Below are 26,401 nucleotides of genomic sequence, written 5' to 3' on the forward strand. Positions count from 1 at the left end.
TCCATACCTTTTTCGGGCCGCCTCCACTCCTCCCGCACGTAAGCGGAGCTCTGCACATGCGCATATCCACGTCCGTCGCCGCGCTCGCGGTCGGCGGCTCGCTCGCACTGGCCGGCCTCGTCGCGCCGGCCGCCCAGGCCGTCGGCGCCGACCAGGAGTGCCGCGGCCTCGGGGTCGCCAACCTCTACGGCGAGTTCGTCGAGGGCGACGATCATCACGTTCCCGACGCCGAGGGTGCCGTGGCCGTGGGCGGCGACGCGTACTTCGGCGGCGGCTTCTCGGTCGGCCAGGAGCTCACCGCCGCCGAGGTCGACGCGCTGCCCGGCAAGAACGCGCTGGTCGTGGCCGGCCGCATCAACGGCAGCAACACCCAGGTCATGAAGGGCAACGGCGTCTACGGCTCGAAGGCCGACGGCGCCGTCGTCCAGGCCCACCAGGGTTCGATCGCCCAGGGCCCCTCCCCGATCGACTTCAAGGCCGAGTTCGCCAAGCTGCGCGCCGCCTCGGCCGCGCTGGCCGCCGTGCCGCAGACCGCCGGGGCCATCGTCCGGGCCGACGGCGGCAAGCTGACGCTGACCGGCGCGGACGCGGCGTACAACGGCTTCACCGTCGACGCCGCCGTGCTCCAGGGCGCCAAGGACGTCTACCTCAAGGTGCCGGTCGGCGCGGTCACCGTGGTCAACGTGACCGGCGGCGCCTACGACATGGCGGCGGCCGGCACCACCGGGTTCTTCGTGTGGGACGAGGCCAAGGCGTCGTACGTCCTGGACGACAAGCTGCAGAGCGCGGCGGGCGGGGCGATCCGGGCCAAGCTGCTCTGGAACTTCCCGTCCGCGACCACGGTGGTCAAGAACGGCAAGGCCGCCTGGGCCGGTACCGTGCTGGCCCCCAACGCGGCCTTCGACCTCGGCAACGGCGGCCCGGTCAACGGCTCGGTGATCGCCGCCTCGCTGACCGGCAGCGGCGGCGCCGAGACGCACCACTACCCGTTCACCGGCTGCCTGCCGGCCGTCCTCCCGACGCCGTCCGCGACCCCGACCGTGCCGCCGACCGGGAAGCCGACCGTTCCGCCGGTGGTGCCGACCGGTACGCCGTCGACGCCGGGCACCACCGCGCAGCCGTCCGGCACGCCCTCGGGCCCGGTGAGCGGGAAGCCGAGCGGGGGCGCGTCACCGAGTGCGTCCGCCTCGCCGTCCACCAGTGCACCGGCGGCCTCCGCGTCGGCGAGCCCCTCGGCGTCGGCGAGCACCGGCGGCGGGCTCGCGCACACCGGCTCCGGGCCCGTCCTGCCGCTGGCCATCGGCGGCGCGGTGGTGCTCGCGGCCGGCGGTGGAATCGTCGTGGCGACGCGTCGTCGGGCGGCGAGGAAGGCCTGACCGTTCACCGGCTGATCGAAGCCGCGCCCCCGGTGATTGAACCTGATCATCGGGGGCCGCGTTTTTTCAGTCAGGTGACGAAGTCCATTCAGGTTCGCTGATTCCGCGTTGTGCGTGGTGGCGCCTGTGATGGGCTGGTCATGCACATCCATCGTGAGACCGACAGACGAAATCCGGTCGTACGGCGGGGTGTGGCGAGGTGCGGGAGTGCCGGTAGAGTCCCCCGGACAGCCGTAGCGGGCCACCGCGAAGCACTCAACACGCCTGCTGCACAAGACCGTTCGGAGGGGAACAGGGCAATGGCACGACAGCAGCGGCACTTCGGGATCGGAGCGGCGGCACTCGCCGGTACGGTGGCGGCCGGAATCCTCCTGCCCCTGAGCCTGGCAGGGCCGGCCTCGGCCCACGTGCCGGCGTGGAAGGTGGACTGCGACAAGATCGTGATCGATCTGGTCAAGTACAGCGAGAAGGACACCGTGACGAACAACGTCACGCTCACCATCGACGGCGAGAAGGTGCTGGACAAGCGGTTCGGCAAGGAGTTCCACGGCACCTTCCCGGTGAAGGACCACTCCGCGCCGATCAAGGCGACCTTCGTGGTGACCACCACGGAGACCCCGGCTGAGCCCGGTTGGAACATCAACGAGTCCGAGACGATCCAGCCCTGCCACACGCCGACGCCGACCCCCACGCCCACGCCCACCAAGACGCCCACCCCCACGCCGACGCCGACCCCGACGACGACGCCGACCACCACGCCGACGCCGGTGCCGAGCGTGACGCCGACCCCGAGCACCACCCCCTCGGGCACGGCGGCCCCGTCGGTGACGCCGCCCGCGAGCAAGGCCCCGGCCCCGACGCCGAGCGCCGGCGGCCCGGCCCTCGCCGAGACCGGCGGCAGCTCGGCCACCCCCGTCATCGCGGCGGCCGGCGCCGGGGTGCTGCTGCTCGGCGGCGCGATCGTGCTGTTCGCCCGCAAGCGCCGTGGCGGCAGCCAGAGCTGACGGTCCACCGGCAGCGCGCGACAGCGCCCCCCGGCCTCAGGTGGCCGGGGGGCGCTGTCGCGTTGACCGCCGGGACTACTCCCAGCGGAAGAAGCGCGCGGCGGCGGCCAGGCCGACGGCGGCCCAGCCGGCCAGGATTCCGAGGTCCGACCACGGCACCCCGGCGCCGGTCTGCAGGACGGACCGCAGGCCGTCCGAGAGCGCCGCGATCGGCAGGAACTCCAGCACCGACTGCACGGCGGACGGGAACTTCGTCAGCGGCACGATCACCCCGCCGCCCAGCAGCAGCAGGATGAACACGAGGTTCGCGCCGGCCAGCGTCGCCTCGGCCTTGAGCGTGCCGGCCATCAGCAGGCCGAGCCCGGAGAAGGCGGCCGTGCCGACGACCAGCAGCGCGGCCACCGAGAACGGGTCGCCGTGCGGGGACCAGCCGAGCGCCAGCGCGATCACCGACAGCAGCGCGACCTGCAGCGCCTCGGTGACCAGCACGCAGCCGGTCTTGGCGGTCAGCAGCGCCCAGCGCGGCAGCGGGCTCGCGCCGAGCCGCTTCAGCACGCCGTAGCGGCGCTCGAAGCCGGTGGCGATGGCCTGGCCGGTGAACGCGGTGGACATCACGGCGAGCGCCAGCAGACCCGGTGCCAGGAAGTCGACCCGCTTGCCGGGGCCCTCCACGGCGACGACGTCGACGGCGGAGAACAGCACCAGCAGGACGGTCGGGATGACGACGGTGAGCAGCAGCTGCTCGCCGTTGCGCAGCAGCATCCTGGTCTCGAACGCGGTCTGCGCGAGCAGCATCCGGCCGACGGGGGCCGCGCCGGGCTTGGGGGCGTATTCGGTGGTGCTCACGAGCGCAGGTCCCGTCCGGTCAGGTCGAGGAAGACGTCTTCGAGGCTGCGGCGCTGCACGGCGAGCCGCTCGGGGAGGATGCCGGAGGCCGCGCACCAGGACGTGACGGCGGCCAGCAGCTGCGGGTCCACGGTCGCGGCCTCGACCCGGTAGCTGCCGGGGGCCGTCTCGCTGGCCGCGGTGCCCTCGGGCAGCTCCTTGAGCAGCGGGCCGAGGTCGAGGCCGGGCGGGCCGTCGAAGCGCAGCGCGTTCTTGGCGCCGCCGCGGCACAGCTCCTCGGGGGTGCCGGTGGCGATGACCTTGCCGCGGTCGACGACGGCGACGTGGTCGGCGAGCTGCTCCGCCTCGTCCATGTGGTGCGTGGTGACGACCACGGTGACGCCGTCCCGGCGCAGGTCGCGGACCAGCTCCCAGGTGGCGCGGCGGGCCTGCGGGTCGAGGCCGGCGGTGGGCTCGTCGAGGAAGACCAGCTCGGGGCGGCCGACCACCGCCATGGCGAGGGCGAGCCGCTGCTGCTGGCCGCCGGAGAGGCGGCGGTAGGCGGTGCGGCCGCAGGAGCCCAGGCCGAGCCGCTCGACCAGGGCGTCGACGTCCAGCGGGTGGGCGTGCAGCTTGGCGGTGTGCCGCAGCATCTCGACGGCGCGGGCGCCCGCGTACACGCCGCCGGATTGCAGCATGACGCCGATCCGCGGGCGCAGCGCGGCGTGCTGGGCGACCGGGTCGAGGCCGAGGACGCGGACGGTGCCGGCGTCGGGGCGGCGGTAGCCCTCGCAGGTCTCGATGGTGGTGGTCTTGCCGGCGCCGTTGGGGCCGAGGACGGCGGTGATCGCGCCGCGCGCGATGGTGAGGTCGAGGCCGTCCACCGCGGGCTTGTCACCGTAGTGCTTGACCAGCCCGGCGATCTGGACCGCGGGTTCGGAGTGCATACCGGCGAGTGTAAGAGGGCCTCACACCGGGCCCCGCCGGGGCCTCGGTGATCGTTTTCGCAGGTCAGGTAAGCCTTACCTGCGTGACAGATGACACGGGTGAGGCCTGGGTCACGGCTTGTCCTGCCGGAAGTAATTACGCAACACTGGTGTTGTGAAAAACATGCGCGAGCACGCCACGCACCAGGAGGCCGAGCCGGCCCCCGACTGCGACGTGCCCGTGACGGCGGCCGAGGTGCTGCTGGAGGGCCACCGGGCCACCCGCGACCGGGTCGCCCGGTCGATCCTGGACCACGGCCCGTCCTCCGCCGCCGACCTCGCGAGCCGGCTCGGTCTCACCGCCGCCGCCGTGCGCCGCCACCTCGACGGACTGGCCGCGGCGGGCCTGGTCGAGTCCCGCGAGCAGCGGGTCTACGGCAGTCGCGGCCGGGGCCGTCCGGCCAAGGTCTTCGCCCTCACCGACGGCGGCCGGGACGCCTTCTACCAGGCGTACGACCAGCTCGCCGCCGACGCGCTGCGCTGGATCTCCGACTCGGTGGGCGGCGGCAAGGCGGGCGAGGAGGCGGTCGCCGCCTTCGCGCGCGCACGCTTCGGAAAGCAGGGCCAGAAGTACCTGGAGACCCTGCGAACGGCCGAGGCCTCCGAGCGCACCGAGGCGCTCGCCCAGGCGCTGAGCGCGGACGGGTACGCTGCCACGGTGCGGCGGGTCCCGTCGGCCGCGGCCAAGGCCCCGGCGGGCGCCCAGCTCTGCCAGCACCACTGCCCGGTCGCGCACATCGCCGAGCAGTTCCCCCAGCTCTGCGAGGCGGAGACCGAGGTCTTCTCCCAGCTCCTGGGCACCCATGTGCAACGGCTGGCCACCATCGCCCACGGCGACGGGGTCTGCACCACCTATGTGCCGGCACCCGGTGCCGCATCGTCGTCCGCCGCGCGCAGTGCGCGGCCGGGTCCCGATGCAGTGCCGACTGCCGGTACGTCCACCGAAGATTCAGCGTCCGCGCGTTAGGAAGCTCGCATGACTGACACCGTTTCGCACCCCGAGCTCGAAGGCCTCGGCAATTACGAGTACGGCTGGGCCGACCCGGACACCGCCGGTGCCGCGGCCAAGCGCGGGCTCAGCGAGGACGTCGTCCGCGACATCTCGGCGAAGAAGAGCGAGTCCGAGTGGATGCTGAACCTGCGGCTCAAGGGCCTGAAGCTGTTCGGCAAGAAGCCCATGCCGACCTGGGGCTCCGACCTCTCCGGCATCGACTTCGACAACATCAAGTACTTCGTCCGCTCGACCGAGAAGCAGGCCGAGTCCTGGGAGGACCTGCCCGCGGACATCAAGGCCACCTACGACAAGCTGGGCATCCCGGAGGCGGAGAAGCAGCGCCTGGTCGCCGGTGTCGCCGCCCAGTACGAGTCCGAGGTCGTCTACCACCAGATCCGCGAGGACCTGGAGGAGCAGGGCGTCATCTTCCTGGACACCGACACCGCCCTGCGCGAGCACCCGGAGCTGTTCAAGGAGTACTTCGGCACCGTCATCCCGGCCGGCGACAACAAGTTCGCGGCGCTGAACACGGCGGTCTGGTCCGGCGGGTCCTTCATCTACGTGCCCAAGGGCGTCCACGTCGACATCCCGCTCCAGGCCTACTTCCGGATCAACACCGAGAACATGGGCCAGTTCGAGCGGACGCTGATCATCGTCGACGAGGACGCGTACGTCCACTACGTCGAGGGCTGCACCGCGCCGATCTACTCCTCCGACTCGCTGCACTCGGCGGTCGTGGAGATCATCGTCAAGAAGGGCGGCCGCTGCCGCTACACGACCATCCAGAACTGGTCGAACAACGTCTACAACCTGGTCACCAAGCGTGCCGTGGCGTACGAGGGCGCGACCATGGAGTGGGTCGACGGCAACATCGGCTCCAAGGTCACGATGAAGTACCCGGCCGTCTACCTGATGGGCGAGCACGCCAAGGGCGAGACCCTGTCGATCGCCTTCGCCGGCGAGGGCCAGCACCAGGACGCCGGCGCCAAGATGGTGCACATGGCGCCGAACACCTCCTCGCACATCGTCTCCAAGTCGGTGGCGCGCGGCGGCGGCCGGACCTCCTACCGCGGTCTGATCGAGATCGGCGAGGGCTCGCACGGCGCCAAGTCCAACGTCCTGTGCGACGCGCTGCTGGTCGACACCATCTCCCGCTCGGACACCTACCCCTACGTGGACGTCCGCGAGGACGACGTGTCCATGGGCCACGAGGCGACCGTCTCCAAGGTCAGCGAGGACCAGCTGTTCTACCTGATGAGCCGCGGCCTGACCGAGACCGAGGCCATGGCGATGATCGTGCGCGGCTTCGTCGAGCCGATCGCGCGCGAGCTGCCGATGGAGTACGCGCTGGAGCTCAACCGGCTGATCGAGCTGCAGATGGAGGGCGCGGTCGGCTGACCCCCGGCCGAGCACCCGCCGTCCACTGAATTCCGAGGAAGAGAGCACTACGAACAGCCATGGCTGACGTTCAGAACACCACCGGCTCCACCACCGCCGGTTCGATCGAGGTCGGCACCGCCGGTGCGGGCGCGCAGCTCGCCGGCCCCGGCACCGGCCGGGCCACGGTCCAGCAGCCGATCGACGCGCGCGTCGCGGTCAAGCCGTCCTTCGACGTGAACGACTTCCCGGTGCCGCACGGCCGCGAGGAGGACTGGCGGTTCACCCCGCTGCACCGCCTCGGCGGGCTGCACGACGGCACCGCGGCCGCTATCGCCGAGCGAGGCGGCGCCGGTGCCGACAAGGTCGAGTTCGCGCTGCCCGAGGGCGTCACCGCCGAGACGGTCGGCCGCGACGACGCCCGCCTGGGCAAGGCCGGCAAGCCGGTCGACCGGGTCGCCGCCCAGGCGTTCAGCGCCTTCGAGCAGGCCCTGGTCGTCACCGTGCCCAAGGACGCGGTGCTCAGCGAGCCGGTCCGGATCGACGTGCGCGCCGAGGGCGGGGTCCGCTTCGCCCACGTGGTGATCGACGTCAAGCCGTTCGCCGAGGCCGTCGTGGTGCTCAACCACGTCGGCACCGGCACCCGCGCCGCCAACGTCGAGCTCCTGGTCGGCGACGGCGCGAAGCTCACCTTCGTCTCCGTCCAGGACTGGGACCGCGACGCCGTCCACGCCGCGCAGCACAACGCGCTGGTCGGCCGCGACGCCTCGTTCAAGTCCGTCGTGGTCACCTTCGGCGGCGACCTGGTCCGCCTCCACCCGCGGGTCAACTACGCCGGCCCCGGCGGCGAGGCCGAGCTGTTCGGCCTCTACTTCGCCGACGCCGGCCAGCACCTGGAGCACCGCCTCGTCATCGACCACGACACGCCGCACTGCCGGTCCAACGTGGCCTACAAGGGCGCGCTGCAGGGCCAGGACGCCCACGCGGTCTGGGTCGGCGACGTGGTGATCCGCGCCGCCGCCCTCGGCACCGACACCTACGAGCTCAACCGCAACCTGGTGCTCACCGACGGCGCCCGGGTCGACTCGATCCCCAACCTGGAGATCGAGACCGGCGAGATCGTCGGCGCCGGCCACGCCTCCGCCACCGGCCGCTTCGACGACGAGCAGCTGTTCTACCTGCAGGCCCGCGGCATCCCCGCGGACGAGGCCCGCCGCCTGGTCGTGCGCGGCTTCTTCGCCGAGCTGCTCCAGCAGATCGGCGTGGCCGAGATCCAGGACCAGCTCATGGAGAAGATCGAGGCCGAGCTGGAAGCGGCGGTCTGACCCCGATGACCTATCTCCGTGCCTGCGCGCTGAGCGACCTCCAGGAGGACGTCCCCAAGCGCGTCGACCTCAACGGCGTGCCGGTCTCCGTCGTCCGCACCGACGAGGGGGTGTTCGCGATCAACGACACCTGCTCGCACGCGAACGTCTCGCTCTCCGAGGGCGAGGTCGAGGACTGCATGATCGAGTGCTGGCTGCACGGCTCCAGCTTCGACCTGCGCACCGGCAAGCCCTCCGGCCTGCCCGCCACCAAGCCGGTCGCTGTCTACCCCGTAAAGATCGAAGGGGACGATGTGCTCGTCTCCGTCAACCAGGAGTCCTGAGTACACATGGCAACCCTTGAAATCCGCGACCTGCACGTCTCCGTCGAGGCCGAGAACGGCCCGCGCGAGATCCTGAAGGGCGTCGACCTGACCGTGAAGCAGGGCGAGACCCACGCCATCATGGGTCCGAACGGCTCCGGCAAGTCCACCCTGGCCTACTCGCTGGCCGGCCACCCCAAGTACACCGTCACCGGCGGCTCCGTGCTGCTGGACGGCGAGGACGTCCTGGAGATGTCCGTCGACGAGCGCGCCAAGGCCGGCGTGTTCCTCGCCATGCAGTACCCGGTCGAGGTCCCGGGCGTCTCGGTGAGCAACTTCCTGCGCACCGCCGCCACCGCGGTCCGCGGCGAGGCCCCGAAGCTGCGCCTGTGGGTCAAGGAGGTCAAGGAGGCGATGGCCGCCCTCCAGATGGACCCGGCCTTCGCCGAGCGCAACGTCAACGAGGGCTTCTCCGGCGGTGAGAAGAAGCGCCACGAGATCCTCCAGCTGGAGCTCCTCAAGCCGAAGATCGCGATCCTCGACGAGACCGACTCCGGCCTCGACGTCGACGCGCTGCGGATCGTCTCCGAGGGCATCAACCGGGTCCGCGCCACCGGCGAGGTCGGCACCCTCCTGGTGACCCACTACACCCGCATCCTGCGGTACATCAAGCCCGACTACGTCCACGTGTTCGCGGGCGGCCGCATCGTCGAGTCCGGCGGCGCCGAGCTCGCCGACAAGCTGGAGAACGAGGGCTACGAGACGTACGTGAAGGGCGGCGCTTCCGAGTGACCCATACGCTGACCGGTCTGCTCGACACCGACGCGATCCGCAAGGACTTCCCGGTCCTGCAGCGCGTGCTGCACGAGGACAAGCCGCTGGTCTACCTGGACAACGCGGCGACCTCGCAGAAGCCGCGCCAGGTCCTGGAGGCCCTGAACGCCTACTACGAGCGGCACAACGCCAACGTCCACCGCGGCGTGCACGTGCTCGCCGAGGAGGCCACGGCGCTGTACGAGGGCGCGCGCGACAAGGTCGCGGCGTTCGTCAACGCGCCGAGCCGCAACGAGGTGATCTTCACCAAGAACGCCTCGGAGTCGCTCAACCTCGTCGCCAACATGCTCGGCTGGGCCGACGAGCCGTACCGGGTGGACGCCGACTCCGAGATCGTCATCACGGAGATGGAGCACCACTCCAACATCGTCCCGTGGCAGCTGCTCTCGCAGCGCACCGGCGCGAAGCTCAAGTGGTTCGGGCTGACCGACGAGGGCCGGCTCGACCTGTCGAACATCGACGAGCTGATCACCGAGAAGACCAAGGTGGTCTCCTTCACCCTGGTCTCCAACCTGCTCGGCACCGTCAACCCGGTCGAGACGATCGTGCGCAAGGCCCAGTCGGTCGGCGCGCTGGTCGTCATCGACGCCTCGCAGGCCGCACCGCACATGGTGCTGGACGTGCAGGCGCTGGAGGCCGACTTCGTCGCCTTCACCGGCCACAAGATGCTGGCCCCGACCGGCATCGGCGTGCTCTGGGGCCGCCAGGAGCTGCTGGAGGACCTCCCGCCGTTCCTCGGCGGTGGCGAGATGATCGAGACCGTCACCATGGGCTCGTCCACCTACGCCCCGGCGCCGCACAAGTTCGAGGCCGGCACCCCGCCGATCGCCCAGGCGGTCGGGCTCGGCGCGGCCATCGACTACCTCCAGGGCGTCGGCATGGAGAAGATCGCCGCGCACGAGCACGCGATCACCGCCTACGCGGTCGAGCGCCTGCTGGAGGTCCCGGACCTGCGGATCATCGGTCCGCGCACGGCCGTCGACCGCGGCGCCGCGATCTCCTTCACCCTCGGCGACATCCACCCGCACGACGTGGGCCAGGTGCTGGACGAGCAGGGCATCGCCGTGCGCGTCGGCCACCACTGCGCGCGGCCGGTGTGCCTGCGGTACGGAATTCCGGCGACCACGCGGGCGTCGTTCTATCTGTACTCGACGCCGGGCGAGGTCGACGCGCTGATCGACGGCCTGCACCACGTCCGGAACTTCTTCGGCTGACGGGACAGGCGCAGGACATGAAGCTCGACTCGATGTACCAGGAGATCATCCTGGACCACTACCGCAACCCCCACGGCAAGGGGCTGCGGGACGGCGACGCCGAGGTGCACCACGTCAACCCGACCTGCGGCGACGAGATCACCCTTCGGGTGAAGCTCGACGGCGCGAAGATCGCGGACGTGTCCTACGAGTCCCAGGGCTGTTCGATCAGCCAGGCCAGCGCCTCGGTGCTGAACGACCTGGTGGTCGGCAAGACCGTGGGCGAGGCGCAGGCCGTCCAGGAGGCCTTCCTGGAGCTGATGCAGAGCAAGGGCCAGGGCGAGGGCGACGAGGAGGTGCTGGAGGACGCGGTCGCGTTCGCCGGCGTCTCCAAGTACCCGGCCCGCGTCAAGTGCGCGCTGCTGAGCTGGATGGCCTGGAAGGACGCCACCGCCAAGGCGCTCGCCGAGCACCCCGCCGTGAACGACTGACCCGAGCAGAGGAGGACCAACCATGAGTGACGAGACCCCCTCCGCCGCGGAGGAGCAGCCGGGCGGCATCGTCGGCACCACCGCCGGCACCGTCTCCGTCGAGGACCTGACCGAGGCCCTGATGGACGTCGTCGACCCCGAACTGGGCATCGACGTCGTCAACCTGGGCCTGATCTACGGCATCCACATCGACGAGTCGGACGTGGCCACCATCGACATGACGCTCACCTCGGCGGCCTGCCCGCTGACCGACGTCATCGAGGACCAGGCCAAGACCGCCACCGACGGCCTGGTGCAGGACCTGCGGATCAACTGGGTCTGGATGCCGCCGTGGGGCCCGGACAAGATCACCGACGACGGCCGCGAGCAGCTGCGCGCGCTGGGCTTCAACGTCTGAGCCGTCGACGCCCGAACGCCGCTGCCCGGGACTCCGAAAGGGGTCCCGGGCAGCGGCGTTCAGGCCGTCACACCGCGGTGACGGGGGGCGGTGCAGGCTGGGCGCAGGTTCTTCGAGGAGGTGCCAACGATGAGTACTCGACGGATCCTGCGAACCGGGGCGACCACGGCGATGGCCGCGGTCCTGGCCTTCGGCGGCGCCGCGCTGGGGGCGGGGGCGTCCTCGGCGCACGCCCAGGACTTCGGCCCGGACACCTGCCGCCAGGGCTTCGTCTGGCGGGACGCCAGGCCGGGCGACCACGTCTGCGTGACGCCGGACGTCCGGTCCCAGGCGGCGTTCGACAACAGCCAGGTGCCCGTCCGGACCCTGCAGGACGGCTTCTGCGTCCAGGGCTTCGTCTGGCGCGAGGCGTGGGTCGGCGACACCGTCTGCGTGACGCCGCAGACGCGCTCGCAGGCGAGGTCCGACAACGCCCAGGCCGACGACCGGCGGCTGGCGGTGCGGATCTGGGCCGACGACACCAACGGCCAACTGGAGTTCGGCGGTGACCACTTCAACGTCAACGGCCGGGTGCGGGTCGAGATCAGGCTGAACTCCACCGGCACCGTGCAGTGGGCGCAGAACGTGACGGCCGTCCGGAACGCCGGATTCGCCGGCGGCAGCTTCGGCCTGTTCACCGGGCACCCGTTCGGCTGTGCGTCGAAGAACGCCACCGCGCGGGCGATCGACCTGACCTCGGGCCGGGTCACGGCGTCGATCCCGGTCGGGTACTGCTTCAACTTCTGAGGCACCCGCGGGCCGCGGTCGACAGCGCGCAGCGGGCGGAGCAGCATGGATGAGGGGCTCGTCCGTACGCGAAGAGACGGTGGTTCGATGGCCTGCGGTGATCGGTGCCCGCCGGTTGGCGGCGCGGGCGTACGGCTCGGCCTGCTCGGCGGCTTCGCCCTCTCGGCGGGCGGCGCGCCGGTTGCCGTCTCCGCGGGGGCGGAGCGATTACTCGCCTTCGTCGCCCTGTGCTGCAACGGGAACGTGCCGCGCGGTCTGGTCGCCGGGACGCTGTGGCCGGACGCCGCGGAGCGCTGCGCGCTCGCCAGCCTGCGCTCGGCGCTGTCCCGCCTGCCGGCGGCGGGCCGGGCGGCGCTGGAGATCGGCCCGGCCGAGCTGAGGTTGGCCGACGGCGTCGGCGTGGACCTGCGCGACGCCCGGTCGCTGGCCCGCCGGATCCTGGCACCCGGCCCGGCGCCGGGCCGGGACGGCTTCGGGCTGGCGGCCGTCGAGGACCTCTCGGCGGACCTGCTGCCGGGCTGGTACGAGGACTGGACGTTGCTGGAGGCGGACACCTGGCGGCGCCTGCGGGTGCACGCCCTGGAGGCCCTGGCCGGCGCCTTCGTCGGGACCGGCCGCTTCCCGGAGGCGGTGGCCGCGGCCGGCGCCGCGGTCCGGGCCGACCCGCTGCGCGAGAGCAGCCAGGCGTGCCTGATCCGCGCCCACCTCGCCGAGGGCAACCCCGGCGACGCCCTGCAGGACGTCGAACGCTACGAACACCGCCTGCGCACCGAACTCGGCCTCCCCGCCCCGTCCCGCCTGTGGCGTCTGGTCGCCGAGTCGGGGTAGTCGGGGTAGTCGGGGATGAGGAACGACGAATGCCGCCGTCCGGGGTTTCCGGGCGGCGGCATTCGGCTTCGTGCGGTGCCGGTCAGGCCGTCTTCCGGGGCTTGCGGGCCACGGCCACGGCGAGGGCCGCGCACAGGAGGGCGGCCACGGTGGCGAAGCCGCTCACGGCGGGGAGGAGGCCGTAGGCCTGGACGAGGGCGCCGACGATGACGATCGGGAGCGAGCTGCCGAGGTAGACGATGATCCACAGGGAGGACAGCTCGGAGCCGCGGCGTTCCGGGTCCATCGCGGCGACGGCGGTGGTGAACAGCGAGCGGAACGCGATGCCCTGGCAGGCGCCGCCGAGGACGCTGCCGATGAAGAGCAGGGCGGGGGTGTCGCTGTACCCGGCCGCGACGACCAGGCCGAGGCCGGCGGCCAGGCCGGTCATGCCGAGGGCGATGACCAGGCGGTCGGAGGTCGGCGGGACGAGCAGCTGGGCCGCCGCGGAGGAGCCCAGCAGCAGGGCCGCGACGACGGCGCCGACCAGGTGGGAGGGGGTGTGCAGCAGCTTGGCCGCGAAGGACGGCGCCAGGCTGAGGTAGACGCCGAACACCGCGTACGAGATGAACCCGGCGGTCGCGGCGAACAGGAACTCGCGGCGGCCGGCGATCGGCAGGGCGGGCTTGCGCGGGCGCAGGTGGGCCGGGGTGGTGATGCGCGGCGGCGAGGCCGGCGGTCGGTTGCGGCCGGGCATCCGGGGGTGCACGACGGCCAGGGGTACGCAGAGGGCGGCCAGGGCGACGGCGTGCAGCAGGAACGGCGTCAGCAGCGGGTCCGAGCCGCCGGCCAGCAGGGCGCCGACCACCGGGCCGAGCGCGACGCCGCCCGCCGAACAGGCCAGGGTGAGCTTGGCGGCGAGGGTCGGGTGGTCCGGCAGCAGGTCGCCGAGCGCGGCCCCGGCGGCGCCGGTGGACAGGCCGACGGCGATGCCCTGGACGGCCCGGCCGAGGGCGAGCTGCCAGAAGCTCCCGGCGGTGGCGAAGACCACGTCGCCCGCGGCGGCGAGAGCGACGGCCGGCAGGATCAGGGCGCGGCGGCCGAGCAGGTCGGACCAGTGGCCGACCACGGCGAGGACCGGTACCAGCGCGAAGATGTAGATCGTGAAGAGGATCGTGGTGTCGAGCGTGGTCAGGCCGAGGCGCTGCTGGATCATCGGGTAGATCGGCGTCGCCAGGTTGGCACCGATGAGCATGAACAGCAGGCCGGCCGAGACCAGGCCGACGCGGACTCCGCGAAGCGCGTTCCAGCGGCTGATCGCGGAGAGCTGGAGCTGGGCGCGCGGCGCGAGCTCCAGGGGAAGCAGGGCCTCCGACAGTCGGCGTCCGTCGAACTGCGCGCTGCGCAGGCCGGGGCCGGCGGGGGAGAGGTCCGCCATCTCAGGGGTCTCCTGTGGCTTGGCCCCACCGGGGCGGCTGGGTGTGCCGGCGCGCCCGTCCTGAGGCGCTGTGGTGGTGGCCGCGGTGCGGGCTCCCTGATGGAGCGGATGGGTGTGGCAGGTCCCGTCCCGCCCGTGGACGGGCAGGAGGGTGGGGGCTTCGTTGCCCGGTGGCCCGCGCGGGGTTGTGCGCGGCGCCAATAGCGAAGGATAAGGGGTGGGCGCACGGTCGCGGCGCGCGCCCCTTGGGGCCGGGCATCGGGAGTGCCCGGCCTATACGCTGAGGTAGTGGATCGGTACGCGGAGCTGATGCGCGGCCGCTGGCTGAGGGAGAACGCGAGGCGATGGCCGGACGACGTCGGAAGAACGCAGGGGCCTCGGCGGGAGAGGGCGCGGCCGAGGCGGTTCTGCCCGCCGACCTGGAGCTCCAGGACCTCTACGGGGCGTTCGCCGCTCATGGACTGGACGACGAGGACCTGGACGACGCAGCCGTCCTGGTCCCGCCGGTGAAGCTGCCCGCCGAGCGGGAGCTGGCCGACCAGGCGAAGGCCGTTCCCATGTTCGGGTACGCGCTGGCGCTGGCCCGCTGGGCCGCCCCGCACCGCGGCGTGGACGAGTTCGGGGACCTGGTCGTCGAGGACCGCGCCCCGGCGGCGCGGCTGCTCGGCCTGGCCCCGGCCGGGGGCGAGGTGCCGGAGGAGGCCGAGATCGAGGCCATGCGGGCCTGGTCGCTGGCCTGCGACCTGGACCTGGTGGAGATCGGGACGACCGCCGACGGCGAGCACGTCGCCGTGCCGGGCCCGGACCTGGAGCCTGCGGAGGAGGGCGATCCGGACACCGTCCTGGAACTGTGGCTGACGGCCGCCGGGATCGTCCGCGAGCTGGCCGTGGAGGCCGACTCGATGCCCGAGGAGGACGGGGAGCACGCCGAGGCGGGCGTGGACGGCGACGAGGAGGACGAGGACGCGCTGTCCGAGGTCGAGGAGGCCCGCGACGCCGCCGCCGAGCTGCTCGACGAGGCGCTCCAGGTGCTGTACGAGACCACCGCCTTCGCCGAGCCGGGCAACGAGACCGTGCCGCTGGGCGTGCTGGCCGCGCTGCTGGTGGTGCCGGAGGGCGAGGAGCCGAGCGAGGAGCTGCTCGGCGACATCACCGACGTGATGGTCGCGCTGGACCCGATGCTGGGCGACCTCGCCGAGCTGGGCCTGCTGGACTACCGCCCGATCGACCCCGAGCTGTTCGACGAGGAGGAGGCCACCGGCGAGGAGGGCGCCCCCGTCGTCGGCGAGGCGCCGCTGGACGAGGAGGAGTCGGCGCGGTTCGGCCTGGTCCGGCTGACCCCGCTCGGCCAGTACGGCATCCGGCAGTGGCTGCTGGAGGACGGCTACGACGCGCCGCTGGTCGGCGACCTCGCCCAGGGCGACGCGGCCGAGCTGCTGCGCGGCGTGTGCGAGTCGGCCAACGTCCTGCCGGAGGAGGAGCTGCGGGTCTGGCTCGACGGTCGGGAGCCGGTGGCGGCGGCGCGCGAGCTGCTGGCGGCGGCGCGCGGCGGGGACGCGTACGGGCCGATGCGCCGGATGCTCGGCGTCTCGGCGCTGAACGTGCTGGGGGCGCCCGCCGAGCCGGCCGTCCGGGAGGTGCTGGACGACCCGGAGCTGGGCGGTGCCGCACGGGCCTGGCTGACCGCGCTCGGCGCGGCGGACGTGCCGGTGCCGGACCGGGCGATGGCGCTGTGGACGGTGGTCGACACCTTCGCCGCCCAGCTGCTCGACAGTGGCGGCGACGCCGAACCGCTGCGCGAACTGATCGCCGACCTGCCCGTCACCGGCGATCCGGGGAGTTACTTCGGCGAGCTGTGGCGGGTCGACCACGCGTACACGGCGGACGTCCTGGAGGCGATCGGCGAGTTGCACACCGACCGCGCGGTGGCCAAGGAGGCGCGCAAGGCGGCCTTCAAGGCGCGCTCGAGGAGCTAGGGCCTCAGGGCAGGTCGAGCGAGCCGTCCTCGGTGAAGGGGAAGAACGGGTTGTGCGCCAGCTCCCACAGGTGGCCGTCCGGGTCCTCGAAGTAGCCGGAGTAGCCGCCCCAGCCGGTCGTGGCCGGCGGCTTCACCACGGTGGCGCCGGCGGCGACGGCCGTCTCCAGGGCGGCGTCCACCAGCGCGGGGGACTCCAGGTTCACCGCGAGGGTGACGCCGCGGAAGGACGGCTCGCCGCCGCCGGGCACACCCGCGTCGGCGGCGAGTTCGTCGCCCGGGAACAGGCCGAGCACCGAGTCGGCGGTGCGGAACCAGACGATCTCCGGGCTGGAGGCGGAGGAGCGCCGCCAGCCGAGGGCCTCGTAGAAGGCGGCGCTGCGGCCGAGGTCCGTGACGCCGAGGGTGACGATGCTGATCCGGGCGGGGAACGTGCTCTGTGCTGTCATGCGGCCAGGGTAGGGAGAGCGGCTGACAACCGCGCGTCCTGACACGGCCCGGGTCCGACGGTCCCTGCGGGACGCGGGAGCTGATGACCCGGCAGGTTCCGGCCACGTAAGGTGGCGGGAGCGGTGCGGGCGGGAGGACTCGGGGGTGCGGCACAGGTGATGCGGGAGAGCGACGGCAGGCCCCAGGAGCGGCGCGGGACACCGGACGCCGGACGGAACGCCCCGGGAGCGCGCGAGCGGGCGGACCGGCTCGCCCAGGTGGAGGAGTTCACCCGCCGGACCCTGGCCGCCGCAGACTTCCCCGTGTACGGCGTCGCGGCCGGGCTCGACCGGGCGGGCGACGCGCTCGGTGCGTTCGAGACCAACGGCGGCCGGCTGGACTGGGTCGAGGTGCAGTCGGGCGACTGGAGCTCGACCGCGGGGCCGTACGTCACCGTCCGCACCTACCGGCCGGGCGCCGAGCGCTGCCTCGTCCTGCCCGAGCTGGAGGACGTCGTCGAGGACGAGCGGGACCGGGTCTACGACCACCTCGGGATCGACGAGGGCGACGGGCCCGGGAGGGTCCGGGCGCTGCGCGAGTGGATCACGGTGGACGGCGAGCCGTGCGCGGTCGAGGTGCACGAGGACCGGCCGGTGCTGTGGCCGGGGACGCCGGAGGACGGCGGGCCCGGGCCGGTGTGGGCCGGGCGGCTGCGGATCGACGGGCTCACCGTCACGGTGTGCGGGCGCGGAGTGGCGCCCGGCGGGCTGGAGCTCGGCCGGATCGGCGACATCGAGCGGTACCTGCGCGGGCGCAGCGAGCTGCTGCACGAGCTGTCGTCCCGGCACTCCGCGCGGGTGCCGGTCGAGGAGCGCGAACTGCCGCCGGTGCACGGGCTGGAGGCGCACCGGGCGCTGATCGGGCAGACCATCGCCGAGTCCGCGGCGATCGAGGCGCAGGTGCGGGCCGGGCGGCCGCCGCGGCTGCCGCGCGGGCTGCGCGGGGAGGCGTGCGCGGTGCGCTGGGAGGCGGCGGTGCGCCAGCAGATGCGGCTCGCCTCGGAGACCCGGGAGGAGGCGCTGGCGGCCGTGACGTCGATGGTCAACCACCTGGAGCGGCTGGCCGGGCAGACGCACTGGGTGATCGGGACGCCGGAGGGCGCGGCGGCCGTCGAGGAGGTCGTCCGGTACACGGTGTTCGCGAGCGAGGTGGCGAGCCTGCCGGCGCAGCGGGCGTGGGAGCAGCTGTGGCGGGACCGCTCGGGCGGCGGGCCCGAGGGCTGGGAGGCGCAGGCGCTGGCCGAGCAGCTGTGGCTGTCGGCCTGGGAGCAGTGGCGGACGCGGGCCGGGTAAAGCAGCGGTCATGTGACGGCAATAGGTCGGCAAACGGTCGCCCGCGCGTGACGTGCCCGCCATGCCGGGTTCACCCCTGCGGCGGAGTCTGCTGGGCGTCGACGACGCGTCTCGACGCCCCGCCCCTCGCCTCAGGAGTTGCTGCCATGCCGCTGTCCCGCCGGGACTTCGTCAACCGTTCCACCCTCGTCGGCGCCGGTGTGCTGATCGCCGGCAGCGCCGAGGCCCTGTCCAGCGCCCCGGGCGCGATCGCCGCCCCGGCCGGCGGCGAGCGGCCGGCCACGGCCGCCGCCGGCGCGGCGCGCGCCGCCGTCGGCTACGGACCGCTCGTCCAGGACCCGGCCGGGCTGCTGTCCCTGCCGGCCGGCTTCCGCTACACCGTGCTCAACCGGGCGGGCGAATCCCGGCTGCGCACCGGCGAGTTCACGCCGAGCAACCACGACGGCACGTCCGCGTTCGAGGACGAGCGCGGCGGCAACCTGCTCGTCACCAACCACGAGCTGCGCGGGCCGCGGGCGAACTGGCCGCACCCGGTGCCGCTGACCGAGGGCCACGTCTACGACCCCGGCGCGGCCGGCGGCTGCACGATCGTGCACGCCAAGCGGGACGGCTCGGTCGAGCAGTGGGTCGGCATCGCCGGCACCTCCACCAACTGCGCGGGCGGCGTGACCCCGTGGGGCACCTGGCTCTCCGGCGAGGAGACGGAGGACCGGGCCGGGCAGAACGGCATGACCAAGGACCACGGCTACGTGTTCGAGGTCGACCCCTTCGACGACGACTACAACCGCGACCCGCAGCCGGTCAAGGCGTTCGGCCGGTACGCGCACGAGGCGGTCGTCGTCGACCGGAAGCGCGGGCACGTCTACCTGACCGAGGACGCCGGGAACCCCAACGGGCTGCTCTACCGATGGACCCCGCCGGCCGGCTTCGAGCACGGCCGGTACAAGCTGCGCGCGTTGGCGGCGGACGCCGGCGTGCTGGAGGCCTTCAAGGTCTTCGACTCGCACGGCAAGCTGGTCGACGACCTCTCCCGGGCCGTCACGGTCGGGACGACGTACGGCGTCGACTGGGTGAAGGTCCAGGACCGGGACGCCCGGACGGTCTCCGTCCGCAAGCAGTTCAAGGACGGCGAGGTCACCCGGGCCCGCAAGCTGGAGGGCATGTGGTGGGGTGACGGCGGCTTCTACTTCGTCTCCAGCTTCGCCCGCTCGGAGAGCCCGGTGCAGCACGACGGGCAGGTGTGGTTCTACAGCCCGGCGCGGCGCACGATCACCCTCAAGGTGCTGCTCGGCGTCAACACCGACGTGCTGGGCGACCACGACAACTTCGACGGGCCCGACAACATCACCGTCTCGCCGTACGGCGGCGTGGTGATCGCCGAGGACGGCGAGGGGATCCAGCACCTGTTCGGCGCGACCGAGGACGGGCTGACCTACCCGATCGCGCGCAACGAGCTCAACATCGGCACCGCGGCGAAGCCCGAGTTCAGCGAGTTCACCGGGGTGACCTTCTCGGACGACGGCCGCACGCTGTACGCCAACATCCAGGAGCCGGGCATCCAGCTCGCCATCACCGGCCCGTGGCACCGCCTCGACGAGCACAAGCGCGGGCAGGGCTACGGGGAGTGACCCGACGGAAGTGAACGCGCTGCCCGCGGCTACTCGTCCGCGGGCAGCCGCAGTTGCAGCATCGCCAGCAGGCGCTGCTGCGGCTGGGCGAGGTCGATGCCGGTCAACTGCTCGGCGCGGCGCACCCGGTAGCGCAGGGTGTTGGGGTGGATGTGCAGGGCGTCCGCGGCCACCCGGACCTCGCCGAGCGCGTCCAGCCAGGCCAGCACGGACTCGGCGAGCCGGGTGCCGTGCCGCCGGTCGTAGGCGGTGAGCGCGGTCAGCCTCGGGTCGCGCAGGCCGCCACGCTCCTGGAGCAGCGCGAGCATCTCGCTCACCAGCACCTCGGCCTGGACGTCGATCAGCGCGGCCACGTCGAGGTCCACCCCGCCGCGGCCCATCGCGTCGAGGATCCGGTCCGCCTGGGCCCGGGAGTCCGGCACCTGGGCGAGGCCGTCCACGGTCGAGCCGATCGCGGCCCGCAGCGGCACGCCGAGGTGTTCCCTGGCCGCCTCGACCACCTCGGAGGCCCAGTCGCGGACGGTCGTCATCGGCAGGCCCGGCGGGAGTTCGGGCAGCAGCACGTACACCCGGGACTCGATCGGGGCGAGCAGCGCCCCGCGGTGCCGGGCGGCGGTGTGCACCGAGATCAGGCCGGTGATGTCGGTGCGGTGCAGCGCCTCGGTGGTGCGGGCGCCGTACGCGAGGACGGTGGCCGGGCGGCGCAGGTCGAGCCCCAGGTGGGTGGCGAGCGACTGCGGGCCGGTGGAGCCCTCCAGCAGGCCCGTGAGCAGGGTCTGCGTGAGCCGCACGTCCGCGGACAGCTCCCGTCTGCGGCGCACCAGCTGGGCGGCGGCGACGCGGGCGGCGCCGACCAGGGCCTGCTCGGCGAGCGGGGCCAGCGGCTGCGCGCCCTCCTGCACCCAGATGGTGCCGAGCGGCTGCGCCCCGGCCCGGATGCCGACCGCGAGGCGGCGGCGCAGGCCGAGTTCGGGGTGCGGCTCGACCGCGATCGGGGCGTCCGAGGTGCGCAGGTGCTGGAAGATGCCCCACTCGCGGAGCTTGGAGAGGTACGGCTCGGGGCCCTGCCAGCCGAGGATGGAGAGCCGGCGCAGGTCGTCGACCTCGTCGGAGTCGGAGGAGCGGGAGTAGGCGAGCACCCGGCTGGACGTGTCCTCGATCGAGACGATGCCGCTGGTGAGCACGGCGACGGTCTGGGCGAGGGAGAAGAGGTCGCCCGCGTTGTGCTCGGGGGCGCCGGCGGTGTCGGGGGCGTCCGGACCGGCGATGATCGCGCGGGCCAGCGAGTCCAGGTGCTCCCAGCGGGTCTCGCGGCGCACCGAGAGCAGGGCGACGCCGGCGTCGGTCGCGGCCTCGCGCAGGGCGTCCGCCTGGCCGGGGGCGTCGAGCTTGACGGCGACGGCCGCCGCGCCGGCCCGGCCGGCGGCGCGCAGGGCGGGGAGGGCGGCGCGGCCGCGGGCGCCGATCGCGAGGACGAGCTCGCCGGGGGCTGCGGCCGGCGGGTCCTCGGGGTCGAGGATCGCGACGTCGCGGACGGGCACGTCCAGGCCCTGCGGGGCGGCCTGGAGCTCGACCAGGGGCTCGCCGAGGGACATCAGGAGCTGCCGGAGCGGAAGGCCGGGGCTCGTCATCGGCCTCCCTTCAGCTGCCTTCATCCGAGCGGACAAGGCCGTGTGGTTGATTTTAGCCGGGCGGACAGAGTCGCCGCCGGGCATTCGTAGATAGTTGACTCTGACTATTCAGGAGTGGATAGTCAGTACTGACCAAGAGATGAGGAACGTCTCGTGGCGAAGCGACGCAAGGTGTCGAACCCGCTGGCCCTCGCCGTCCTGGCGGAACTCCTGGCCGAACCGCTGCACCCCTACGAGATGGGGCGCCGGCTCAAGGAGCACGCCAAGGACCGCAACATCAAGTACAACCGCAGCTCGCTCTACATGGTCGTGGAGCAGCTGCGGAAGGCCGGGTTCGTCGCCGAGCAGGAAACCGTCCGCGACACCCAGCGGCCGGAGCGAACCGTCTACGCCCTCACGCCCGAGGGCAAGGCGGAGCTCTACGACTGGATGCGCGAACTCGTCGCCGAACCGCAGCACGAGTACCCCGCGTTCGGGGTCTCGCTGTCGCTGCTCATGGTGCTCCCGCCGGCCGAGGCCGTGGAGCTCCTCGAGCAGCGGCGGACCGCCCTGACCGCCGAAGTGGCGGGGATCCGGGCGACGCTGCGCAAGGCCGCCGAGGAGGGCGTCGGCTGGGTCTTCCTGATCGAGGAGGAGTACCGGGTCGGCGGACTGGAGACCGAGATCGCGTTCGTCGGGCGCCTCGTCACCCAGCTCCAGGAGCCGGACTTCGTCCGGACCTGGCAGGAGTACTTCGGGAGTCTGCAATGAGTGCACCGCGCACGTCGAAGAAGGCCCTCGTCATCGGCGGCGGGATCGCCGGCCCGGTCATGGCGCTGGCCCTGCGCCGGGCCGGCATCGAGCCGCTCGTGTTCGAGGCCTACGAGAACTCCGCCGAGGGCATCGGCGGGACGTTCATGATCGCCCCCAACGGGCTCGGCGCCCTCGCGGTCGTCGGGCTGGAGGCGGAGGTCGGCCGGCTCGGCCAGCCGGTCGGCCCGATGGTCATCGAGGACGGCAGGGGCGGCACGCTCGCCGAGTTCGCCGGGCTGCCCGACCTGCCGCGCGGACGGCTGATGCGCCGCGCCGAACTGTACGAGGTGCTGCAGCGGCGGCTCGGCGAGGCCGGCATCGAAGTCCGCTACGGCAAACGGCTCGTCGGCGCCGAGGAGGGCGCCGACGGCATCACCGCCCGCTTCGCCGACGGCACCACCGCCACCGGCGACCTGCTGATCGGTGCCGACGGCACCCGCTCCACGGTCCGCACCCTGATCGACCCGGCCGCGCCCGGCGCCCGGTACACCGGGCTGCTCGGCATCGGCGGCTACAGCCCGTACCGCCTGCCCGGCCGGGCCGGACGTGGCGAGACCGTGCACTTCGCCAACGGCGCCCGCGCCTTCTTCGGCTACTGGGGGCTGCCCGGGGGTGCCGGGACGGCGTGGTTCAGCAACGTCCCGCAGCCCGAGCAGCTGACCTACGAACAGGTTCGCGCGGTGGGCAACGAGGAGTGGCTGCGCCGGCTGCGCGACCTGCACTCCGGCGACGTGCCCGCCCGGGACGTCCTCGCGGCGGCCGACGCCGACGGCATGGAGGTCTTCCCGCGGCTGGAGATCATGCCGTCCGTCCCGCACTGGTACCGCGGCCGGATGGTCCTGGTCGGCGACTCGGTGCACGCGCCGTCCAACAGCTCCGGCCAGGGCGTCTCGCTCGCCGTCGAGAGCGCCGTCGAACTCGCCCGCTGCCTGCGGGACCTGCCCGACCTCGCCGCCGCGTTCGCCGCCTACGAGGCGATGCGCCGGCCGCGGGTCGAGAAGATCGCCGCCGACGCGGCCCGCACCAACAGCCAGAAGTCCTCCGGGCCGGTCGCGCGGGTGATGTTCCGGCTGCTCGCGCCGATCGCCGTGCGGACCTTCATGAGCCCGGAGAAGATGCTCCGCCCCGTGCACGGCTACCGGATCGACTGGGAGCGGCGGGTGGCCGCGGGAGGCGTGAACGGGGTCGCGGCCGGGGTGTGAGGGGCCGTCGGGGCCACGCGGGCGGCGCCCGGCGCCGTCCGTGACCGCGCCGTGACGTTGTTCGTCGGGCCGGACAACGCCGTACGGGGGAATTTAGCCGCCCGGCCAATCAAGTGCCCGCGGGTGCAGGAATAGCGTTCGTGCTGTGGTCGACGTGCGACCCGCGTCGGCATCCCCCTGCAACAACGAAGGAGAGCGTGCGCTCTATGGACGCTGTGACCCAGGTCCCCGCGCCGGTGAACGAGCCGGTCCACAGCTACGCCCCCGGCAGCCCCGAACGGGCCCGTCTGGAGGCCAAGCTGAAGGAGCTGGGCGGCCAGGAGCCGGTCCAGCTGACCATGACGATCAACGGTGAGCGCCGCATGGGCGGCGGCGCCGAGATCCACGTCGTCCAGCCGCACAACCACGCGGCTCGGCTCGGCACCCTGCGCAACGCCACCCAGGCCGACGCGCAGGACGCCATCGACGCTGCCCTGGCCGCCGCCCCGGCCTGGCAGGCGCTCTCCTTCGACTCCCGCGCCGCGATCTTCCTCCGCGCCGCCGACCTGCTGGCCGGCCCCTGGCGCGAGACCCTGGCCGCCGCCACCATGCTCGGCCAGTCCAAGACCGCGCAGCAGGCCGAGATCGACACCCCCTGCGAGCTGGTCGACTTCCTGCGCTTCAACGTGCACTTCGCCCGCCAGATCATGGCCGAGCAGCCGGTCTCCTCGGACGGCGTGTGGAACCGCAGCGACCACCGCCCGCTGGAGGGCTTCGTCTACGCCATCACCCCGTTCAACTTCACCGCGATCGCCGGCAACCTGCCGACCGCGCCCGCGCTGATGGGCAACGTGGTGCTCTGGAAGCCGTCCCCGACCCAGCAGTTCTCCGCGCACCTGCTCATGCAGCTGCTGGAGGCGGCCGGCCTGCCCAAGGGCGTCATCAACATGGTGACCGGCGACGGCCTCGACGTCTCCGCCGTCGCGCTGAAGCACCCGGCGCTCGCCGGCATCCACTTCACCGGCTCCACCGCCACCTTCCAGCACCTGTGGCGCGAGGTCGGCAACAACATCTCGCAGTACCGCACCTACCCGCGGATCGTCGGCGAGACCGGCGGCAAGGACTTCCTGGTCGCCCACCCGTCCGCCGACCCGGCCGTGCTGAAGACCGCGATGACCCGCGGCGCCTTCGAGTTCCAGGGCCAGAAGTGCTCGGCGCTCTCCCGCGCCTACGTCCCCGCCTCGCTGTGGGCCGGCCTGAAGGACGAGTTCGCCGCCGAGGTCGACGGCCTCACCATGGGCGACGTCAGCGACCTGGGCAACTTCATGTCCGCCGTCATCGACGAGCGCGCCTTCGCCAAGAACAAGGCCGCCATCGACCGCGCCCAGGCCGACCCGCAGGTCGAGGTCCTCGCGGGCGGCACCTACGACGACTCGGTCGGCTACTTCGTCCGCCCGACCGTGCTCGTGTGCCAGGACCCGGCCTCGGAGTACTTCCGCGACGAGTACTTCGGCCCGATCCTCGCCGTCCACGTCTACGAGGACGAGAAGTACGACGAGATGCTGGCGCAGATGGAGTCCGTCTCGGCCTACGGCCTGACCGGCTCGATCATCTCCCAGGACCGCGCGGCCGTCGAGCACGCGATGGAGAAGCTGCGCTTCGCGGCCGGCAACTTCTACATCAACGACAAGCCGACCGGCGCCGTCGTCGGCCAGCAGCCCTTCGGCGGCGGCCGGGCCTCCGGCACCAACGACAAGGCCGGCGCCAAGCAGAACCTCGCGCGGTGGACCTCGACCCGCTCGGTCAAGGAGACCTTCGTCCCGCCGACGGACTACCGCTACCCGCACATGGGCTGACCGGCCCCCTCGACCCTTCGGCTCCCGCAGCCATCGGTCACCCGCGACGCCCGGTCCCGCAACCGGGCGTCGCCCCGCCGGGGCGGCGGGCCACCCCCGTACCGCCGCCCCGGCCCTTTCTGCCACCCTTAGAAGCACCAGCTCCAGGAGTCACGATGCTCCGTTCCGCCCTCCTCGCGGCCTCCCGGTCGCCGCAGGTCCGCACCGTGGTCGAGAAGTTCCCGCCGACCCACGCGATAGTCGAGCGCTTCGTCGCCGGCGAGGTCCTCGACGACGCCGTCACCGCCTGCGACGACCTGGTCGCCACCGGCCGCAAGGTCACCCTGGACCACCTCGGCGAGGACACCCAGGACGCCGCCCAGGCCGCCGGCACCGCCGAGGCGTACGAGCACCTGCTCAAGGCGCTCAAGGAGACCGGCCTCGCGGCCGGCGCCGAGGTGTCCGTCAAGCTGTCGGCCGTCGGCCAGTTCCTGCCGGTGGACGGCGAGAAGATCGCGCTGGAGAACGCCCGTCGCATCTGCGAGGCCGCCGCCGACGCGGGCACCACGGTGACCCTCGACATGGAGGACCACACCACCACCGACTCCACCCTCGCCATCGCGCGCGAGCTGCGGGCCGACTTCCCGTGGCTGGGCGTCGTGCTCCAGGCCTACCTGCGCCGCACCGAGGCCGACTGCCGCGAGTTCTCCGGCGCCGGCTCGCGCGTGCGCCTGTGCAAGGGCGCCTACAAGGAGCCCGAGTCGGTCGCCTTCCAGGGCAAGCACGAGGTCGACCTCGCGTACGTCCGCGCCCTCAAGGTCCTGATGGCGGGCGAGGGTTACCCGATGATCGCCTCGCACGACCCGAACATGATCAAGATCGCCGGACAGCTGGCCCAGTGGAACGGCCGCACGCGCGACTCGTTCGAGTACCAGATGCTCTACGGCATCCGCCCGGAGGAGCAGCTGCGCCTCGCCGGCGAGGGCAACACCATGCGCGTGTACCTCCCGTACGGCCAGGAGTGGTACGGCTACTTCATGCGCCGCCTCGCCGAGCGCCCGGCCAACCTGACCTTCTTCCTGCGCGCCATGGCCACCCGCAGCTGACGCTGCGGCCCCGGTGCCGACGGCTCGTACCCCCTTTGTGGGAGGGGGTGCGAGCCGTTTCGCGTCTTCCGGGGCTCTAGAGGAAGTCTTTCGTGTCCAGGCCGTCCGGCGATGGTGCCACGATGATCTCTCCCTCGATTTGCTCGGCCCGGAAGCCTTCGGGGGAGTGCAGGCTCAGGAAACTCTCCAGCAGGATGTCGGCCTGCGACGGGGAGCCCGCGATCGCTTGTTCATGCGCCGCAGGACTCATGATGCCCCTCCTTCGATGGGCGCCACGCTCATCGTTCTTCGGTCGGGTTGTGCCGTATGCGGCGGACTTTCACCCGATGGTGTGAGT

The 26,401-nt window shown here is 72.7% G+C and carries 25 protein-coding genes; 19 read left to right on the top strand and 6 right to left on the bottom strand.

The annotated features are described in order from the left end of the window. The first annotated feature begins 56 nt into the window (after window positions 1-56). Window positions 57-1,376, top strand: a complete 1,320-nt coding sequence (locus tag AB0C76_RS07020) for a choice-of-anchor A family protein (RefSeq protein WP_359960844.1) — start codon at window positions 57-59, stop codon at window positions 1,374-1,376. Window positions 1,377-1,675: 299 nt separating this feature from the next. After that, window positions 1,676-2,380, top strand: a complete 705-nt coding sequence (locus AB0C76_RS07025) for an LPXTG cell wall anchor domain-containing protein (RefSeq protein ID WP_359960847.1) — start codon at window positions 1,676-1,678, stop codon at window positions 2,378-2,380. 75 nt (window positions 2,381-2,455) lie between these two features. Here AB0C76_RS07025 and AB0C76_RS07030 read toward each other — a convergent pair whose 3' ends face one another. Continuing rightward, complete coding sequence (locus AB0C76_RS07030; protein ID WP_359961189.1) at window positions 2,456-3,175, bottom strand: ABC transporter permease; 720 nt, start codon at window positions 3,173-3,175, stop codon at window positions 2,456-2,458. A gap of 47 nt (window positions 3,176-3,222) precedes the next feature. Then, entirely contained in the window at window positions 3,223-4,152 is a 930-nt protein-coding gene (locus AB0C76_RS07035; protein WP_359960849.1) for an ABC transporter ATP-binding protein, read from the bottom strand. A gap of 163 nt (window positions 4,153-4,315) precedes the next feature. Here AB0C76_RS07035 and AB0C76_RS07040 point away from each other — a divergent pair, with 163 nt between their 5' ends. From AB0C76_RS07040 to AB0C76_RS07085, 10 genes are all read left to right on the top strand, one after another. Next, a complete protein-coding gene (locus tag AB0C76_RS07040) occupies window positions 4,316-5,158 on the top strand; it encodes a helix-turn-helix domain-containing protein (protein ID WP_359961192.1) in 843 nt (280 codons plus the stop codon). 9 nt (window positions 5,159-5,167) lie between these two features. Beyond that, window positions 5,168-6,583 (top strand): Fe-S cluster assembly protein SufB, encoded by a 1,416-nt coding sequence (gene sufB / locus AB0C76_RS07045; RefSeq protein WP_359960852.1) that lies wholly within the window; start codon window positions 5,168-5,170, stop codon window positions 6,581-6,583. 59 nt (window positions 6,584-6,642) lie between these two features. Then, window positions 6,643-7,887, top strand: a complete 1,245-nt coding sequence (gene sufD, locus AB0C76_RS07050; RefSeq protein WP_359960855.1) for a Fe-S cluster assembly protein SufD — start codon at window positions 6,643-6,645, stop codon at window positions 7,885-7,887. Between the two features lie 5 nt (window positions 7,888-7,892). Beyond that, a complete protein-coding gene (locus AB0C76_RS07055) occupies window positions 7,893-8,210 on the top strand; it encodes a bifunctional 3-phenylpropionate/cinnamic acid dioxygenase ferredoxin subunit (RefSeq protein ID WP_329928500.1) in 318 nt (105 codons plus the stop codon). Between the two features lie 6 nt (window positions 8,211-8,216). Beyond that, entirely contained in the window at window positions 8,217-8,981 is a 765-nt protein-coding gene (gene sufC, locus AB0C76_RS07060; protein WP_359960858.1) for a Fe-S cluster assembly ATPase SufC, read from the top strand. Continuing rightward, window positions 8,978-10,237, top strand: coding sequence for a cysteine desulfurase (locus AB0C76_RS07065; RefSeq protein ID WP_359960861.1), 1,260 nt, complete (start codon window positions 8,978-8,980; stop codon window positions 10,235-10,237). The genes sufC and AB0C76_RS07065 overlap by 4 nt, the downstream gene beginning before the upstream one ends. A gap of 17 nt (window positions 10,238-10,254) precedes the next feature. Further along, on the top strand, window positions 10,255-10,707 hold the full coding sequence (gene sufU, locus AB0C76_RS07070) for a Fe-S cluster assembly sulfur transfer protein SufU (RefSeq protein ID WP_359960863.1): 453 nt from the start codon (window positions 10,255-10,257) through the stop codon (window positions 10,705-10,707). A gap of 22 nt (window positions 10,708-10,729) precedes the next feature. After that, window positions 10,730-11,104 carry a metal-sulfur cluster assembly factor gene (locus tag AB0C76_RS07075; protein WP_359960866.1) on the top strand — a complete coding sequence of 125 codons (375 nt, stop codon included), beginning with the start codon at window positions 10,730-10,732 and terminating at the stop codon, window positions 11,102-11,104. A gap of 129 nt (window positions 11,105-11,233) precedes the next feature. Then, window positions 11,234-11,890 carry a hypothetical protein gene (locus AB0C76_RS07080; protein ID WP_359960868.1) on the top strand — a complete coding sequence of 219 codons (657 nt, stop codon included), beginning with the start codon at window positions 11,234-11,236 and terminating at the stop codon, window positions 11,888-11,890. 87 nt (window positions 11,891-11,977) lie between these two features. Further along, entirely contained in the window at window positions 11,978-12,718 is a 741-nt protein-coding gene (locus tag AB0C76_RS07085; RefSeq protein WP_359960871.1) for a BTAD domain-containing putative transcriptional regulator, read from the top strand. Window positions 12,719-12,800: 82 nt separating this feature from the next. Here AB0C76_RS07085 and AB0C76_RS07090 read toward each other — a convergent pair whose 3' ends face one another. Further along, window positions 12,801-14,135 carry an MFS transporter gene (locus AB0C76_RS07090; protein WP_359960873.1) on the bottom strand — a complete coding sequence of 445 codons (1,335 nt, stop codon included), beginning with the start codon at window positions 14,133-14,135 and terminating at the stop codon, window positions 12,801-12,803. Between the two features lie 344 nt (window positions 14,136-14,479). On the opposite strand from AB0C76_RS07090, the gene AB0C76_RS07095 reads away from it, so the two are divergent. Beyond that, window positions 14,480-16,111, top strand: coding sequence for a hypothetical protein (locus AB0C76_RS07095; protein ID WP_359960876.1), 1,632 nt, complete (start codon window positions 14,480-14,482; stop codon window positions 16,109-16,111). Window positions 16,112-16,115: 4 nt separating this feature from the next. Here AB0C76_RS07095 and AB0C76_RS07100 read toward each other — a convergent pair whose 3' ends face one another. Beyond that, a complete protein-coding gene (locus AB0C76_RS07100; protein ID WP_329928491.1) occupies window positions 16,116-16,559 on the bottom strand; it encodes a VOC family protein in 444 nt (147 codons plus the stop codon). A 159-nt stretch (window positions 16,560-16,718) separates the two neighbouring features. Between AB0C76_RS07100 and AB0C76_RS07105 the strand changes: the two genes are divergently transcribed. After that, on the top strand, window positions 16,719-17,891 hold the full coding sequence (locus AB0C76_RS07105; RefSeq protein ID WP_359960878.1) for a hypothetical protein: 1,173 nt from the start codon (window positions 16,719-16,721) through the stop codon (window positions 17,889-17,891). Between the two features lie 146 nt (window positions 17,892-18,037). Continuing rightward, a complete protein-coding gene (locus tag AB0C76_RS07110; RefSeq protein ID WP_359960881.1) occupies window positions 18,038-19,519 on the top strand; it encodes an alkaline phosphatase PhoX in 1,482 nt (493 codons plus the stop codon). A gap of 29 nt (window positions 19,520-19,548) precedes the next feature. Here the strand turns inward: AB0C76_RS07110 and AB0C76_RS07115 are convergent, their stop codons facing one another. Beyond that, window positions 19,549-21,150 carry a helix-turn-helix domain-containing protein gene (locus AB0C76_RS07115; RefSeq protein ID WP_359960883.1) on the bottom strand — a complete coding sequence of 534 codons (1,602 nt, stop codon included), beginning with the start codon at window positions 21,148-21,150 and terminating at the stop codon, window positions 19,549-19,551. A 153-nt stretch (window positions 21,151-21,303) separates the two neighbouring features. Between AB0C76_RS07115 and AB0C76_RS07120 the strand changes: the two genes are divergently transcribed. The 4 genes from AB0C76_RS07120 to AB0C76_RS07135 all read left to right on the top strand — a co-directional run bounded on the left by AB0C76_RS07120 (window position 21,304) and on the right by AB0C76_RS07135 (window position 26,064). Continuing rightward, a complete protein-coding gene (locus tag AB0C76_RS07120) occupies window positions 21,304-21,900 on the top strand; it encodes a PadR family transcriptional regulator (protein WP_359960886.1) in 597 nt (198 codons plus the stop codon). Beyond that, window positions 21,897-23,144: an FAD-dependent monooxygenase gene (locus AB0C76_RS07125; RefSeq protein ID WP_359960888.1), complete on the top strand. Its 1,248-nt coding sequence runs from the start codon at window positions 21,897-21,899 to the stop codon at window positions 23,142-23,144. The genes AB0C76_RS07120 and AB0C76_RS07125 overlap by 4 nt, the downstream gene beginning before the upstream one ends. A gap of 206 nt (window positions 23,145-23,350) precedes the next feature. After that, on the top strand, window positions 23,351-24,979 hold the full coding sequence (gene pruA, locus AB0C76_RS07130) for an L-glutamate gamma-semialdehyde dehydrogenase (RefSeq protein ID WP_359960891.1): 1,629 nt from the start codon (window positions 23,351-23,353) through the stop codon (window positions 24,977-24,979). Between the two features lie 155 nt (window positions 24,980-25,134). Continuing rightward, window positions 25,135-26,064 carry a proline dehydrogenase family protein gene (locus AB0C76_RS07135; protein ID WP_329928485.1) on the top strand — a complete coding sequence of 310 codons (930 nt, stop codon included), beginning with the start codon at window positions 25,135-25,137 and terminating at the stop codon, window positions 26,062-26,064. Window positions 26,065-26,140: 76 nt separating this feature from the next. On the opposite strand, the gene AB0C76_RS07140 is transcribed toward AB0C76_RS07135, so the two are convergent. Continuing rightward, the gene (locus AB0C76_RS07140; protein ID WP_359961225.1) at window positions 26,141-26,314 is read right to left on the bottom strand and encodes a hypothetical protein; all 174 of its coding nucleotides are present in this window, start codon (window positions 26,312-26,314) and stop codon (window positions 26,141-26,143) included. Between the last annotated feature and the right edge of the window lie 87 nt (window positions 26,315-26,401).

This window comes from Kitasatospora sp. NPDC048722 (genome assembly GCF_040650235.1).
Taxonomy (GTDB): Bacteria; Actinomycetota; Actinomycetes; order Streptomycetales; family Streptomycetaceae; genus Kitasatospora.

What these genes read in the sequence shown, in the direction of transcription:
- AB0C76_RS07090 (WP_359960873.1), bottom strand. Translation starts at nt 14,135, where the DNA reads ATGGCGGACCTCTCCCCCGCCGGCCCCGGCCTGCGCAGCGCGCAGTTC.
- AB0C76_RS07135 (WP_329928485.1), top strand. Translation starts at nt 25,135, where the DNA reads ATGCTCCGTTCCGCCCTCCTCGCGGCCTCCCGGTCGCCGCAGGTCCGC.
- AB0C76_RS07125 (WP_359960888.1), top strand. Translation starts at nt 21,897, where the DNA reads ATGAGTGCACCGCGCACGTCGAAGAAGGCCCTCGTCATCGGCGGCGGG.
- AB0C76_RS07110 (WP_359960881.1), top strand. Translation starts at nt 18,038, where the DNA reads ATGCCGCTGTCCCGCCGGGACTTCGTCAACCGTTCCACCCTCGTCGGC.
- AB0C76_RS07040 (WP_359961192.1), top strand. Translation starts at nt 4,316, where the DNA reads ATGCGCGAGCACGCCACGCACCAGGAGGCCGAGCCGGCCCCCGACTGC.
- AB0C76_RS07080 (WP_359960868.1), top strand. Translation starts at nt 11,234, where the DNA reads ATGAGTACTCGACGGATCCTGCGAACCGGGGCGACCACGGCGATGGCC.
- sufD (WP_359960855.1), top strand. Translation starts at nt 6,643, where the DNA reads ATGGCTGACGTTCAGAACACCACCGGCTCCACCACCGCCGGTTCGATC.
- AB0C76_RS07105 (WP_359960878.1), top strand. Translation starts at nt 16,719, where the DNA reads ATGCGGGAGAGCGACGGCAGGCCCCAGGAGCGGCGCGGGACACCGGAC.
- sufC (WP_359960858.1), top strand. Translation starts at nt 8,217, where the DNA reads ATGGCAACCCTTGAAATCCGCGACCTGCACGTCTCCGTCGAGGCCGAG.
- AB0C76_RS07035 (WP_359960849.1), bottom strand. Translation starts at nt 4,152, where the DNA reads ATGCACTCCGAACCCGCGGTCCAGATCGCCGGGCTGGTCAAGCACTAC.
- AB0C76_RS07075 (WP_359960866.1), top strand. Translation starts at nt 10,730, where the DNA reads ATGAGTGACGAGACCCCCTCCGCCGCGGAGGAGCAGCCGGGCGGCATC.
- AB0C76_RS07055 (WP_329928500.1), top strand. Translation starts at nt 7,893, where the DNA reads ATGACCTATCTCCGTGCCTGCGCGCTGAGCGACCTCCAGGAGGACGTC.
- AB0C76_RS07100 (WP_329928491.1), bottom strand. Translation starts at nt 16,559, where the DNA reads ATGACAGCACAGAGCACGTTCCCCGCCCGGATCAGCATCGTCACCCTC.
- sufB (WP_359960852.1), top strand. Translation starts at nt 5,168, where the DNA reads ATGACTGACACCGTTTCGCACCCCGAGCTCGAAGGCCTCGGCAATTAC.
- AB0C76_RS07095 (WP_359960876.1), top strand. Translation starts at nt 14,480, where the DNA reads ATGGCCGGACGACGTCGGAAGAACGCAGGGGCCTCGGCGGGAGAGGGC.
- AB0C76_RS07030 (WP_359961189.1), bottom strand. Translation starts at nt 3,175, where the DNA reads ATGCTGCTCGCGCAGACCGCGTTCGAGACCAGGATGCTGCTGCGCAAC.
- AB0C76_RS07115 (WP_359960883.1), bottom strand. Translation starts at nt 21,150, where the DNA reads ATGACGAGCCCCGGCCTTCCGCTCCGGCAGCTCCTGATGTCCCTCGGC.
- AB0C76_RS07020 (WP_359960844.1), top strand. Translation starts at nt 57, where the DNA reads ATGCGCATATCCACGTCCGTCGCCGCGCTCGCGGTCGGCGGCTCGCTC.
- pruA (WP_359960891.1), top strand. Translation starts at nt 23,351, where the DNA reads ATGGACGCTGTGACCCAGGTCCCCGCGCCGGTGAACGAGCCGGTCCAC.
- sufU (WP_359960863.1), top strand. Translation starts at nt 10,255, where the DNA reads ATGAAGCTCGACTCGATGTACCAGGAGATCATCCTGGACCACTACCGC.
- AB0C76_RS07085 (WP_359960871.1), top strand. Translation starts at nt 11,978, where the DNA reads ATGGCCTGCGGTGATCGGTGCCCGCCGGTTGGCGGCGCGGGCGTACGG.
- AB0C76_RS07025 (WP_359960847.1), top strand. Translation starts at nt 1,676, where the DNA reads ATGGCACGACAGCAGCGGCACTTCGGGATCGGAGCGGCGGCACTCGCC.
- AB0C76_RS07140 (WP_359961225.1), bottom strand. Translation starts at nt 26,314, where the DNA reads ATGAGTCCTGCGGCGCATGAACAAGCGATCGCGGGCTCCCCGTCGCAG.